We start from the raw sequence: 13,638 nt of genomic DNA, 5'->3' as shown, positions 1-13,638 counted from the left end.
ACGGGTGCGAGAGGCGTCACTCAGACCTGCCGCACGGCGCATCGTCGAGGATCGGCGCCGCCGGGCATGACCCCGTGCGAAGGTCGTGGGGGTGTTGGCACCCCGACGGGGGGGCAAAACCACCCCCCGCCCCCCCCCCGAGCGCCTCCCGCGAACCCACCGCGACCCCCCCGCGCCCCCGCCCCGCTTGTTCGCCCCGGCACGACGGGTCGTGCCGGGCAGAACATGCGGGGCCGGACCGCGAGCCACGGCGATTCCGCTCAGCGGCCTCGACGCAGAAGCGCCTCCATCGGCGTGAAGTCGCCCATGGCGTCCACCGGGGCTTGACGCGGGAAGCGCTCGACGAGCCCGGCCAGCTCCTCACCGGCCCGCTCGATCCGCTCCCCCAGCGGAGCGACCCCCTGGTCAGCGGCGCCCGAACTCTCCCAGGAGGCCCCGAAGTCCTCGCTGGCGGCAAAGACGGCCAAGGTGGTCGGGATCGCCTTGAGGTAGGCGAACAAGGGTCGCAGCGCCGACTCGGTGACCAGCGAGTGCCGGGCTGTTCCGGCGGTCGCCCCCATGAGCACCGGGGCGGCGCGCAGCGTGCCCTCGGGCAGGATGTCGAAGAAGCTCTTGAACAGCCCCGAGTACGATGCCTGGAAGACCGGCGAGACCGCGATGACGGCGTCGGCCGCCGCCAGAGCATCGATCGCCTCCTGCAGATCGGCGCTGACCGGCCCGCCGACTGCGGCCAGGGCGATGTCGCCGGCCAGGGGCCGCAGAGCGACCACCTGGACCGAGGCGATCCGAGACCGCGCCTCCAGGGCCGCACGGGTGGCCTCCCCCAGGCGCTCGGCCAGCATCGCCGAGGTCGACGGCGTGCCGATCCCGGCGTGGAGGGCCACGATCCGCGCAAAGCGCCCCATCTGGGTGTGGTCGTAGGCGTCGGAGCCCTCGCCATACTCGCCGACGAAGTCCACGGAGGCACGGCCGGCGGCCGGAACACCCGAGGCGGGCGGCTCGAGGGCCTGCGCGCCTGCGACCTGGATCTCGGGTGCGAGCCCTGGCAGCGAGGCCACCGCAGGCCGGGCTCCGGGCGGGCCGACCTCGAGGGACCCGGCCCCACCTGCCATGTCATTCCTGCTTGTCCCTGTCATGTCACTCATGTCTTGCGCCTCCTTGCCCGGCTCAGTCCGTGGTCCGCCGACCGGTCAGCGGGTTGTAGTGCTCGGCCAGGGCGAAAGGCTTCTCGGCAGGAGCCTGCCCATCGGTCAGGGCGGCCAGGTGGCGGGGGTGCAGGGGAGCGTCCGGGACTCCGGCGGGGCGGGATCCCTCGAGCTCGGCGCGCAGGGCGGGGACGATCTGGGTGCCGAGCACCTCGAGCTGACGCATGACCTCGACATGAGGCACCCCGCCCATGTCGAGCAGGAAGGCCTGACGCTGGTAGTCGCCCACGGCGTCGCGGTAGGTCAGGTACTTCTCGACGATCTGCTCGGGCGTGCCCACCGCCAGGGGGGTGTGGGCCGTCATCTCCTCCAGGGACGCGCCCTGGTAGACGTAGGAGTTGCGGAAGTAGGGCGTGTAGCGCTCCACCGCCTCGCGCTCGGTCGCGCCGGAGAAGATCTGGCCGCCCAGCCCAACGAAGGCGTGCGCGGCCGGGCCGTGGCCGTAGTGCTCGAAGCGCTCGCGGTACAGGTCAGTCATCCGCCGGGTGTGCTCGATGGGCCAGAAGATGTTGTTGTGGAAGAAGCCGTCGCCGTAGAAGGCCGCCTGCTCCGCGATCTGCGGGCTGCGGATCGACCCGTGCCAGACGAAGGGCGCCACGCCGTCCAGGGGCCGGGGCATCGAGGTGAAGTCGGTCAAAGGGGTGCGGAACTCCCCGCTCCAGTCGACGTTCGTCTCGGCCCACAGGGTGCGCAGCAGGTCGTAGTTCTCCACCGCGAGCTGGATCCCCTTGCGGATGTCCTTGCCGAACCAGGGGTAGACCGGGCCGGTGTTGCCCCGCCCCATCATGAGGTCGACCCGGCCGTCGGCCAGGTGCTGAAGGTAGGCATACTCCTCGGCCAGGCGCACCGGGTCGTTGGTCGTGATGAGGGTCGTGGCCGTCGACAGCAAGATGCGCTCCGTCCTGGCAGCGACCGCCGCCAGGAGGGCCACCGGGCTGGAGGGGACGAAGGGCGGGTTGTGGTGCTCGCCGGTGGCGAAGAAGTCGAGGCCGAGCTCCTCGGCGGCCACCGCCAGCTCCACGGTGTTCTTGATGCGCTGGTGCTCACTGGGCGCCGCACCCGTGGCCGGGTCGACGGTGAGGTCCCCGACGGTGAAGATGCCGAAGTGCATGGCATGGGGCGCCGGTGCGAAGGCCGGCGCCGGGACGGTCGCGGGGGTCGCGTTCGTGGTGGTGGGGTCCTGGGTGTTCATGGCGTTCCTTTCTCGGTTCTGGTACGACCATAGGACCAATTACTTGAATCTTCAACCACTGGTCGGTGAGAGCCCGGTCATACCCCCAGGCCGGTGGAGGATGACCGGCTGCGGCCTCAGATGAGCCGTGCTCCGACGGCGTCGATCCCGGGGCGCAGCACGGTCCAGCCGTGGCGCTCGAGGGTGAACCTGGTCTGCTGAGCCAGGTCGGCCAGAACAAGAACCGTCGGCCCAGCCCCGGAGATGACCGCGGGGTACCCCTGCTCACGCAGAGAGTCCATCACCGCCATCGATGCCGGCAGCACCTCGCGGCGGTAGTCCTGGTGGAGCCTGTCCTCGGTACCGGCCATGAGCAGGTCGGGCCGGCCGGCCAGGGCAAGCATGAGCACCGCGGCACGCGAGGTGTTGAACAGGGCGTCGGCTCGGGGGACGCGTTCCGGCAGGACCTTGCGCGCCTCCTCGGTGCTCAGCCGCGTCGTCGCCGGAGGGACGAGCAGGCTCACCGGAAGTGAGGCATCCACCGGCATGGGGGCGCAGTGCGGCACCCCCTGAGCATCTGTCCAGGCCACGGTGGCACCGCCGAAGACGGCGGGGGCGACATTGTCGGGGTGCCCTTCGAAACCGGTGGCCAGGGCGAACACAAGATCATTGTCGAGAGCGGCGGGCTCGGAGAGCAGGCCGCGGGCGAGCATGAGCCCGGCCACGGCCGCACTGGCCGACGAGCCCATCCCCCCACCGTGCGGGATGCGGTTGACGCAGCGCATCTCGAAGCCCGCCTGGGGCGCGCCGACGGCGTCGAGCCCGGCCCGCAGCGCCCGCACGACGAGGTTGGAGTCATCGGTGGGCACGGTCCCGGCACCGACCCCCTCGACCGTCACCGAGGTCGGCCCGACGACCGGGCGCACCTCGACCTCGTCGTAGTAGCGGAAGGCCATCCCGAAGGAGTCGAAGCCGGGCCCCATGTTGGCGGTGGTGGCCGGCACGCGCACGGCGGCGCGCTCGTTCGCCAGTCTCATGAGCGATCTCACAGGCCTTCCACGCGGCGCACGGACACGACGTGGTCGACGCGCTCCAGGGCGCGCAGCCCGTCAACGGCGGCGTCGAGATGGAAGACGGCCGCCGGGTGGGTGACGATCGTGACAATGGCGTCACTGGCCCCGACATAGGCACTCTGGCGCACCGAGTCGATGGACACGCCGTTGTCGGCGACGACGCCCGCCACCGCCGCCAGCGAGCCGGGCTGGTCGTCGACACGCAGCTGGATCTGGTAGCGGGTCACCGCCGCCTCGGGGCCGAGGACCGGCAGGTCGGCGTAGAAGGACTCCCGGGGGGCCTGGCCGCCGTCGACACGGTGAGAGGCGGCGGCCACGACGTCGGAAAGCACCGCCGAGGCGGTCGGGGCGCCGCCGGCGCCCTGGCCGTAGAACATGAGCGGCCCAGCGGCCTCGGCCTCGATGAGCACGGCGTTGAAGGCGCCGTGGACGCTGGCCAAGGGGTGCTCGACGGGCACGAGGGCGGGGTGGACCCGCACCGAGACACCCGAGGCGTGCTCATCCTCGCGGCGCTGGGCGATGGCCAGGAGCTTGATCTCGCAGCCCGAGGCTCGGGCCTCGCGGATGTCCTCGGCGGTGATGTCGCGGATGCCCTCGACCTGGACGTCGTCAATGCCGACCCGCGTGTGGAAGGCCAGGGAGGCCAGGATGGCGGCCTTGGCGGCGGCGTCGAGGCCGTCGACGTCGGCGGTCGGGTCCGCCTCGGCGTAACCGAGCTCCTGGGCGGTGGTCAGGGCCGCCTCGAAGGACAGGCCCTTGGTGCTCATCTCATCGAGGATGTAGTTGGTCGTGCCGTTGACGATGCCCAGCACGCTGGTCACCCGGTCCCCCGCCATCGACTCGCGCAGGGCGTAGACCACGGGGATGGCGCCGGCGACGGCGGCCTCGTAGTAGAAGTCGGTGCCGGCCGCGGCGGCTGCGGCGTAGAGCTCGGGACCGTGGGCGGCGATCAGCGCCTTGTTTCCGGTCACGACGCTGGCCCCCGAGGCGAGGGCCTGGAGGATGAGGCTGCGGGCGGGCTCGATGCCGCCGATCAGCTCGATGACGAGGTCGTTGCCCGTGGCCACGGCGGTGGCGTCGTCGGTGAGCAGCTCGCGTGGGACGGCGGGGTCGCGGGGGGCGGCCAGGTCCCGCACGGCCACGCCGGTGATCTCCAGGCGGGCGCCGGAGCGGGCGGCGAAGTCCTCGGCCTGCTCGCGCAGAAGACGGATGACCTGGGTGCCGACCGTGCCCGCGCCCAGGACGCCGAGCCTCAGCACGGACGGGGCCGGCTGCTCAAAAGAGGTGGTGTCAGTCATAGACGACCTTCCAGGAGGGCGGTGCCGTGTGCGGCACAGGACACCGCACAGCATAGGTGCCGCGGCCCGGCCGGGCCGTCGCCCTCCACCGAGAAGCACAACACCCCTGACCTGCGCTTGATCCACGCCTCAAGTGGACAGGATCGTTACCCAATCATTACATTGAGCCTCCGCGATGAGGCGTAGCGTCATCGCCCGACCGGAATCACGACACACAGCACGCTCCTCGAGCGATCAGGAACCATGACACGCACTACCCACAAGTCGACAGATCTCTGTCCCACCGCCGCCATGTCCCGCCGCACCCTCCTGGGATGGTCGGCCTCCGCGGCGCTTCTTGCAACGCTCGGAGCCGCGACCGCGCCACGGGCCGCAGCCGCCGAGACCGATGGCTCCACCGCAACGCCGCAGACCGTCGTCGCGGAGCCCGGACGGTACACCACCTATGACGCTGAGGCGCCCCACGCGGACCAGCGCATCGAGACCGCGTTCTCCGCGTCCCTCGAGAGCGCACCGGCCACCGTGTGGATCCGCTCGATCGGACGGCGCTCGGGCAGGAGTTTCTACGCCGCGCTGCTCTACCGCTCCAAGGGGAAGACGACCCTGGCCATTGAGAAGACGGTGAACGGAGACGCGACGCTCCTGGCCAAGACCACCGTGGCATCGACGGTGCCCGCCGGCGCCACGCTGACCCTCGACGTCACCGGTTCATCTCCCGTCGCGCTCACCGCGGTCCTTCGCCCCACGCAGGAGGCCTCGACGACGGTGTCGGCCACGGACTCCTCGGACCCCTTCACGGAAGCGGGGTCGGCACGCTCGGCCTTCTACTGCTCCCGCAAGGCCAAGGAGGCATTCACCCTGACCGACGTGACCACCACGGTCACCTCGCTCGCCGAGGTGGCGGCCCCCGAGATCATCGTGGGTCAGGAGACCACGGCGGTCGGCGTTCGCGACCTGCCCGCCTGGGGCGGCGCCCCGGTCTTCGAGGACACCTTCTCGGACGCCTCCCTCGACACGACCAAGTGGGGTATCGGAACCTCGACGAACCTCAAGGAGGAGGGCACCATCCACCTCGGCTACCTCGACTACGAGTGGGGTGTCCCCACCAAGGAGTGCGTCTTCGTGGCTGACGGCGCCCTCCACGTGCGGATGAAGCGCCTGGACACTCCGGAGAGCGCCCATGGCAGCCCCGACGGCGGCAAGCGCGAGTGGGCCACGGGCTACGTCTCAACCCAGTGGGGGTCCGAGCCCTTCACCCAGGAGTATGGGCGTTGGGAGTTCTGCGCACGCTTCCCGTCGAGCGGCACCACCTCGAACGGCTCGACCTCACGTGGCATGTGGGGCGGAGGCTGGCTCATGAGCACCGAGGTCAACGGCGGCGCGGACCAGGTGGGCGAGATCGACATGGCCGAGTCCTACGGATCGAAGAACCCCAGATGGTCGAAGGACGCTGCCAGTTGGGACGTTGACCCCACGAACCGCTGCGAGGGCACGATCCACCTCTCGCGCGACGAGTCGGTCCCGTCAGGCAAGCGCAAGGCCAAGGAGATGACGCCTCCTGGTCGCACGGCCGAGAACCCCGACGGTGTCGACCTCGAGAACGAGTGGCACACCTGGGCCGCCGAGCGCACCCCCGAGGGCACGTGGCTCTACTTCGACGGCAAGCTTCTGGTCGCCATGCGGCGCGAGGACTATGAGTTGTACGACTCCGCCTTCCAGCCCGGCCGGACCCAGCTGGACATTCGCTTCTGCATGCAGGCCGGAAACAAGTACTGGGGCAAGGCCGACGAGACGACCCGCGACCAGGGCGACATCGTCGTCGACTACGTGAGGGCCTGGGCCTACCCGGGCTGAGACCCGGTAGGGCTGGTCCGCACAGTATGGCCGGGCACTCCTGACGGAGTGCCCGGCCATACTGTCTAGTGCTCTAGTGCTACTGCTCTAGTGCCACACTGTCCGGTCTGGTTCTCTTTTTGCCTGCTCCGGCGGGCTCAGTCCCCAGGTCGCGCACGGGCCTGGGGCACGCCGGGCCGGCAGCGCCCCCCTTGTGAGGCCGGGCGCGCAGCAGGTGACGCTCAGTCCTCCTCGAGGCGCAGAAGGTCTTCGACGGTCTCGGGACGCAACAGCCACCCTTGCTCGCCGTCAGCCACCCAGGCCACGCCCGGACGGGTGAACAGGTTGTAGTTGTTGGCCATCGCGCGACCGTAGGCGCCGGTGGCCGGTACGGCCAGGACATCACCGACGGCCAGGTCCCCGGGCAAGTCGACATCGCGCACGACGATGTCGCCGGACTCGCAGTGCTTGCCCGCCACCCGCGCCCGGACGAGCCCGGCACCGGCGTCGGCGCGGCGATTGGCCACAAGAGCGGTGTAGGCCGAGCCATAGAGGGCAGGGCGCATGTTGTCGCTCATACCGCCGTCGATGCTCACGTACAGGCGGCTCGCCCCCTGCCCGAGCTCGACGCGCTTGAGCCCGGTGACCGTGTACAGCGTCACGGTCGTCGGGCCGGCGACACTGCGGCCGGGCTCGACCGAGACCCGGGGAATGGCGTCCCCGAGCTCCTGGCAGCCCGCGCGCACCGCCTGCGCCAGGGCCCGGGCAAGATCGGCCGGGCTCAGGGGCACAGGGTCCAGCCCCGTGTAGGCAATCCCCAGCCCGCCGCCGAGGTCGATCTCCTCGCACAGGACACCCGTGGTCTCGGCGATCTCGTGGCGCAGGCGCAGGACGATGCCGACGGCCTGCCTGAAGCCCTCCAGCTCCAGGATCTGGGAGCCGATGTGGGAGTGGAGCCCGTGGAGGGTCAGCTCGGGGGCGGCGACGATGGCGCGGCAGGTCGCGAGCGCGGCGCCGGTGGCCACCGAGACGCCGAACTTCTGGTCCTCGTGGCCGGTCGAGATGTGCTCGTGCCCGCCGGCGTGGACGCCGGTGGTCAGCCGGACCATGACCGACCCGGTCTCCTCGGGGGCGTAGACCCCCGCGGCACGCAGGTCGCGCACAGCCCGGGCCGCCAGGTCCACCTCCTCGTGGGAGTCGAGCACGAGATGCCCCACACGGTGGTGGAGGGCCACGGAGATCTCCGCGAGGGTCTTGCCGTTGCCATGCAGGCCCAGGCGGGTGGCGCGCCCGGTGGCCTGCTGGCCCTCGACCTGCCCCAGCGCCTCCAGGCCCACGGCGAGCTCGACCCGACTGGCGGTGTCGATGCCCATGCCCTCGGCCAGGACGGTGCGGGCCACCCGCGTGGTCAAGAAGGCCTTGCCCGCGTAGTAGGCCTCGCCCCCGCTCATGCCGTACCCGGGCCAGAACTCCTCGGCCATCGTCGCCGCCCAGGCGGCGGCCCGGGCACGCAGGTCCGCCTCGTCCAGGACGAAGACGGGCGTGGCCGCCCGGTCGAGGATCTCGGCCAGGCCGCGCCCGCCGATCTCGAGTGCGCCGTCGGGGCCGCGCCGGGCGGTCGAGGGCCACAGGTCCGGGCGCTCGTCGGGCTCGGGGGCGAGCAGGCTACCCAGCGGGGCCTCACCGGCGGGGACACTCATGTCGCTCATCGTGCTCCTCGGGGTCTCAACAAGGCGGTCACATGCGGTCAGGCGCGCTGACGCCCAGCAGCCCCAGGCCGTTGGCGATCACCTGGCCGACCGCGTCGTTAAGCCACAGGCGGGCGACGTGCCCGGCAGTGACGGGGTCCTGCCCGCGCGGGGTGACGCGGGTCGCCCCGTACCAGGTGTGGTAGGCGGCGGCGAGCTGCTCAAGGTAGCGGGCCACCCGGTGCTGCTCACGCAGCTGGGCGGCCTGCGCGATGACCGCCGGGTACTGGGCGAGCACGCCCAGCAGGGCCGCGTCGGCCGGGTCCGCCAGGGCGGCGGGGTCGAAACCCGCCTCCCGGCTCACCCCGTGCGCGGCCGCGTTGCGCGCCACGTTGCGGGTGCGGGCGTGGGCGTACTGGACGTAGTAGACGGGGTTCTCGTTGGTGCTGGAGGCCAGCAGGTCGAGGTCGATGTCGATGGAGGAGTCCATCGAGGAGCGGGCCAGGGCGTAGCGGGCGGCGTCGACGCCCACCGCCTCGACGAGGTCCTCAAGGGTGACGATCGTGCCGGCGCGCTTGGACATGCGCATGGGCGCGCCGTCCTTGACGAGGTTGACCATCTGGCCGATGAGGATCTGCATGTTGACCCCGGGGGTGTCGCCGTAGGCGGCACACATGGCCATCATGCGGCCCACGTAGCCGTGGTGGTCGGCCCCCAGCAGGTAGATCGAGCAGTCCGCGCCCCGGGAGCGCTTGTCGAGGTAGTACGCGACGTCGGCGGCGAAGTAGGCGGGGTTGCCGTCGGACTTGATGAGGACACGGTCCTTGTCGTCGCCGAAGTCGGTCGTGCGCAGCCATGTGGCGCCGTCGCGCTCCTCGATGACGCCGCGCTCGCGCAGCGTCCCGATGGCCCGGGTTACGGCACCCGAGGTGTGCAGCGAATCCTCGTGGAAGAAGACGTCGAAGTCGGAGCGGAAGGCGTGGAGCTCGGCCTTGATGCCGGCGAACATGAGCTCGACGCCCCGGGAGCGGAAGACCTCGAGGGCGGCGGCGTCGTCGAGACCGGCGGGCTCGGGACGGTCGGCGGCCACCTCGTCGGCGGTCACGCGCGCAGCGATCTCCGAGATGTAGGCGCCCCCGTAGCCGTCCTCGGGGGTCTCCTGGCCGCGGGCGGCGGCCAGCAGGGAGGCGGCGAAGCGGTCGATCTGGGTGCCGTGGTCATTGAAGTAGTACTCGCGGGTCACCGTGGCGCCGCAGGCGGCCAGGACGCGGGCCAGGGAGTCGCCCACGGCGGCCCAGCGGGCCCCGCCGAGGTGGACCGGGCCGGTGGGGTTGGCCGAGACGTACTCGAGGTTGACGTGCTGGCCCGCCAGCGTCTCGTTGCGCCCGTATGCCTCGCCCGCCTCGACGACGGTACGGGCCAGCTCACCGGCTGCTCCCGCGTCCAGGCGGATGTTGAGGAATCCGGGGCCCGCCACCTCGACTCCGGCGACGCCGTCGAGACCCGCCAGGCGTGGTGCGAGGAGCTCGGCCAGGGCGCGGGAGGTCATACCCGCCCTCTTGGCCAGCTGCATGGCGACATTCGTGGCCCAGTCGCCGTGGTCGCGGTTGCGGGGGCGCTCGACGCGGGGCAGCGGCACCTCCTCGGCGGACAGGTCGAGGGAGCCGTCACCCACGGCGGAGGTCAGGACGGTGCGGATCGCTTCAGCGAGCTCTTCTGGGGTCACGGGGCTCAGGGTAGCCGAGGGTCGGCGACACCGCGGTCCCGCCGGGGCGCGGACCTCCGCCCGCACCGGGACCGGGCCCCTGGGAGCGGTTGAGACCGGGCCGTGCGTTCCGCATCAGGCGCGGGTTGCCGCTGCCGTGGGCGCGGGCCGCTGGGCTTCATGCCCGGAGGGCCTCGAGACGCGCAGGGCGAGGATGTCTCGGCGTCGGTGGGCCGCCAGGGCGATGACGAGGACGACGACCCCCAGGACCGACACGAGCAGGTGCAGTGGCCTCATGACCGCATGCCCCCGCACTCCCCCGCCCAACCGGATGGTTGCCCGGATGTTGGCCCGGTCCGGCCCAGGCGGGACAGGCCTGAACCCGACCCGCCTGGGCCGGACGGGCCGGCCGCCCGCAAGTTCTGGGGACGGGCTGCGGCCGGGCGCGGGGCTGTTCACCGAGGTGTCACGGCGCTGCCTTAGGAGTCGTAGCGGGCGGGTTCACCCATTCAAACCGACCGCCGGTCGGTCTAGTGGCTAGAGCACTGACACCTCGCACTCCATTGGGTCAAGGAGACCTCGGTCGAGCAGTAGTATTTCGGGTGTCCGAAAACAGGATGTGGGAGGAGCCCATCGTGAGCGACGCCGTCCAGGCCATCGTTGCGCGTCACTCGTCCCGCCCCCGTCCCGCCCCGGCCCGGCACCGGCTCCTGGCGCTGCTCGGGCCCGCCTTCGTGGCCGCGGTCGCCTACGTCGACCCGGGGAACGTCGCGGCCAACATCACGGCGGGGGCGCGCTACGGCTACATGCTCGTGTGGGTGCTCCTGGCCTCGAACTCCATGGCGGTCATCATCCAGTACCAGTCGGCCAAGCTGGGCATCGTCACGGGACGCTCCCTGCCCCAGCTCCTCGGTGCCCGCCTGGGCCGGCCCGCCCGCCTGGCCTACTGGGCCCAGGCCGAGCTCGTCGCCGCCGCCACCGACCTGGCCGAGATCATCGGCGGCGCGATCGCCCTCCACCTGCTCGTAGGGCTGCCCCTGCCGGTCGGTGGGGTCGTCATCGGCCTGGTTTCGATGCTGCTGCTGGCCCTCCAGGGACGCCGGTCCCAGCGCCCCTTCGAGGCAGTGGTCGTGGCACTGCTCATCGTGGTCACCGTCGGCTTCGTCGGCGGGCTGCTCGTGGCGCCCCCCGACTGGGGGGCGGCGGCGGCCGGGATCGTCCCGCGCCTGCGCGACTCCGGCTCGCTGGTCGTGGCGGCCTCGATGCTCGGGGCCACCGTCATGCCTCACGCGATCTACCTGCACTCCTCCCTCGTGCGCGACCACCACTACTCCTCCGGCGAGCACGAGACGCCGGGGCGGTCCGGGGAGCCCGACGCCCGCAGCGCGACGTCGCGCCTCATCCGAGCCACCCGGGTCGACGTCGTGTGGGCCCTGGCGGTGGCGGGGGCGGTCAACATCGCGCTGCTCCTCCTGGCCGCCTCGGCGCTGGCGGGGGCCACCGGCACCGACACGATCGAGGGGGCCCACGCCGCGATCACCGCCAACCTGGGGCCGGTGGTCGGCGTCATCTTCGCCGTCGGCCTCCTGGCCTCGGGCCTGGCCTCGACCTCAGTCGGGGCGTACGCGGGCTCCGAGATCATGGCCGGGCTGCTGCACGTGCGCGTTCCGCTGCTCGTGCGCCGGGCGGTCACGCTCCTCCCGGCGCTGGCGATCCTGGCCTCCGGGGCCGAGCCGACCTGCGCGCTCGTGCTCAGCCAGGTCGTGCTCTCCTTCGGGATCCCGCTGGCCGTTATCCCGCTGGCGGCGCTGACGGGGTCCGCCGCCGTCATGGGGGCCTGGCGGGACGGGGCGGTGCTGCGCTGGACGACCCGTGCGGTTGCCGGGCTCATCGTCGCCCTCAACCTCGCCCTGGTCGTCCTGACGCTGGCGGGCCTGGGCTGACCGGAGGAGCCGTGTGGGCGGCCGAGACCGGGCGCACACCTCGGAGGGCTCCCCCGGTTTCTCCGTACGGGGTATCCGCTGGTAGAGTCGCGCCCCGGGCCCCGGTAGCTCAGTGGATAGAGCGTCTGCCTCCGGAGCAGAAGGTCGCAGGTTCGAATCCTGTCCGGGGCACCACCCGGCCCCCGTCTGCGCCCGCGGCGGGGGCCTGCTCATTGAGGACCCTGCTCGATGATCGCTTCCCCGGGGCCGGCGGCTGTGGGTGCTCGGCGAGCGCCGAGTGGACACACCGACCCTCATGGCACCTCGAGGTGTCATATCTGAGGTGCCATATCTACCGATCTCGAGGGGTCATATGTCCCGATCTCGGGGAGAGATAGGGCGACGCGGTCGATGGGTGCCTCACTCGGGCAACGCCGCCACCGCGCCATCCCGGTGGCCCAGGCCCCGCGCGTGGGCCACCGGGAGAGCCTCAGGCCGTACGCGCCCGGCGCGCGCTGCGCTCAGCCACTGCCGCCCCCAGGACCAGGGAGCGCATGAGTCGCTCGGCGGCGTCGGCCAACAGGGACTCGGCCCCCTCGACCGCCTCGGCCAGGGTCATGGGTCCGGGGACGATCGAGGCCACCGCATCGACACCGATGTCGGTGACGTCGCGCCAGCCGCGCCCCAGGGTGCCGGCCAGGCCGACGACCGGCACCCCCTTGGCCGCGGCACGGCGCGCGACCTCGGCGGGAACCTTGCCCCGCGGGGTCTGGAAGTCGATGGCACCCTCGGCGGTCACGACGAGGTCGGCCTCCTGGAGCAGGCCGTCCAGGTCGACGCCGGCCAGGCCGGAGTCGAGCAGCGCCTCGAAGCGGGGGGTCAGCGCGGCCCCCACGGCAGCCAGCCCGGCTCCCAGGCCGCCGGAGGCGCCGGTGCCCGCACCGGTGTGGAAGTCGGTGCCCCGAGCCGACTCGAGGCAGTCCCGGCTCAGGACCGTCGCACAGGTCTCGAAGCCCGCGGACAGCTCCTCGACCTGCTCCGGGGTCGCGCCCTTCTGCGGCCCGAAGACACGGGCGACCCCTCGTTCACCGGTGAGGAGGTTGTGGGGGTTGAGCGCCAGGACCACCGGGACGCGGCCCTCGCGCAGCGCCGGGTGCAACCCGGACAGGTCGAGGCGCGCTACCCGGCTCAGGTGCTTGCCTCCCCAGGGAAGGTCCTGGCCCTGGGAGTCGAGGACGCGGGCACCCAGTGCCTGGAGCGCCCCGGCGCCCCCGTCGGAGGTGCCGGAGTCACCGCAGCCCACGAGGATGCGCTCGGCCCCCGCGTCGAGGGCCGCCGCGATGAGCTGTCCGACCCCGTAGGTCGTCGTGACACCGGGGTCGCGCTGATCGCGGGGGACGAGCCTCAGGCCCGCCGCGGCGGCCATCTCCACGACCGCGGTGCCCTCGGCCTTGCCTCCGAGCATGGCGATGTGGGAGTCGACCTCCTCGCCGACCGGGCCGATGACCCTGAGCGGGACGAGCGTGCCACCGGTGGCCTCGGCCAGGGTGCGTGCGGTCCCCTCCCCGCCGTCGGCGATGGGGGCGGTGACAACCTGCAGGCCGGGCACGACCCGGCGGGCCCCCGCGCTGATAGCGCGGGCGACCTCGTTGGCGTCCAGGGACTCCTTGAACCCGGAGGGGGCGATGAGGACGGTGCGGGGAAGAACGGCGTTCACGATGGCTCTCCTTATAAGACGGCCCG

Annotated in this window: 10 protein-coding genes and 1 tRNA gene; 3 read left to right on the top strand and 8 right to left on the bottom strand. The window is 72.0% G+C overall.

What is annotated here, in order from left to right; all coding sequences use genetic code 11:
- Positions 1–260: 260 nt before the first annotated feature.
- The 4 genes from Q4C85_RS00970 to Q4C85_RS00955 form a co-directional block, all read right to left on the bottom strand.
- Complete coding sequence (locus Q4C85_RS00970; RefSeq protein WP_303138678.1) at positions 261–1,145, bottom strand: CE1759 family FMN reductase; 885 nt, start codon at positions 1,143–1,145, stop codon at positions 261–263.
- Positions 1,146–1,167: 22 nt separating this feature from the next.
- Positions 1,168–2,316: a CE1758 family FMN-dependent luciferase-like monooxygenase gene (locus Q4C85_RS00965; RefSeq protein WP_303138744.1), complete on the bottom strand. Its 1,149-nt coding sequence runs from the start codon at positions 2,314–2,316 to the stop codon at positions 1,168–1,170.
- A gap of 197 nt (positions 2,317–2,513) precedes the next feature.
- Entirely contained in the window at positions 2,514–3,413 is a 900-nt protein-coding gene (gene thrB / locus Q4C85_RS00960) for a homoserine kinase (RefSeq protein WP_303138676.1), read from the bottom strand.
- Positions 3,414–3,421: 8 nt separating this feature from the next.
- Positions 3,422–4,747, bottom strand: a complete 1,326-nt coding sequence (locus tag Q4C85_RS00955) for a homoserine dehydrogenase (protein ID WP_303138673.1) — start codon at positions 4,745–4,747, stop codon at positions 3,422–3,424.
- A gap of 291 nt (positions 4,748–5,038) precedes the next feature.
- Between Q4C85_RS00955 and Q4C85_RS00950 the strand changes: the two genes are divergently transcribed.
- Positions 5,039–6,601: a family 16 glycosylhydrolase gene (locus tag Q4C85_RS00950; protein WP_303138670.1), complete on the top strand. Its 1,563-nt coding sequence runs from the start codon at positions 5,039–5,041 to the stop codon at positions 6,599–6,601.
- Between the two features lie 221 nt (positions 6,602–6,822).
- Here Q4C85_RS00950 and lysA read toward each other — a convergent pair whose 3' ends face one another.
- The 3 genes from lysA to Q4C85_RS00935 form a co-directional block, all read right to left on the bottom strand.
- A complete protein-coding gene (gene lysA, locus Q4C85_RS00945) occupies positions 6,823–8,289 on the bottom strand; it encodes a diaminopimelate decarboxylase (protein ID WP_303138667.1) in 1,467 nt (488 codons plus the stop codon).
- A gap of 28 nt (positions 8,290–8,317) precedes the next feature.
- On the bottom strand, positions 8,318–9,994 hold the full coding sequence (gene argS, locus Q4C85_RS00940) for an arginine--tRNA ligase (RefSeq protein ID WP_303138664.1): 1,677 nt from the start codon (positions 9,992–9,994) through the stop codon (positions 8,318–8,320).
- A gap of 114 nt (positions 9,995–10,108) precedes the next feature.
- A complete protein-coding gene (locus Q4C85_RS00935) occupies positions 10,109–10,270 on the bottom strand; it encodes a hypothetical protein (RefSeq protein WP_303138661.1) in 162 nt (53 codons plus the stop codon).
- A 359-nt stretch (positions 10,271–10,629) separates the two neighbouring features.
- Here Q4C85_RS00935 and Q4C85_RS00930 point away from each other — a divergent pair, with 359 nt between their 5' ends.
- Positions 10,630–11,916, top strand: a complete 1,287-nt coding sequence (locus Q4C85_RS00930) for an Nramp family divalent metal transporter (RefSeq protein WP_303138742.1) — start codon at positions 10,630–10,632, stop codon at positions 11,914–11,916.
- Positions 11,917–12,014: 98 nt separating this feature from the next.
- Positions 12,015–12,090 (top strand) — tRNA-Arg (locus Q4C85_RS00925).
- Positions 12,091–12,385: 295 nt separating this feature from the next.
- Here the strand turns inward: Q4C85_RS00925 and Q4C85_RS00920 are convergent.
- The gene (locus Q4C85_RS00920; RefSeq protein ID WP_303138658.1) at positions 12,386–13,612 is read right to left on the bottom strand and encodes a glycerate kinase; all 1,227 of its coding nucleotides are present in this window, start codon (positions 13,610–13,612) and stop codon (positions 12,386–12,388) included.
- Between the last annotated feature and the right edge of the window lie 26 nt (positions 13,613–13,638).

The organism is Actinomyces sp. (assembly GCF_030524025.1).
Lineage (GTDB): Bacteria > Actinomycetota > Actinomycetes > Actinomycetales > Actinomycetaceae > Actinomyces.
The sequence above is the reverse complement of the archived record's forward strand: the minus strand, read 5'-3'. Positions and strand labels throughout refer to the sequence as shown.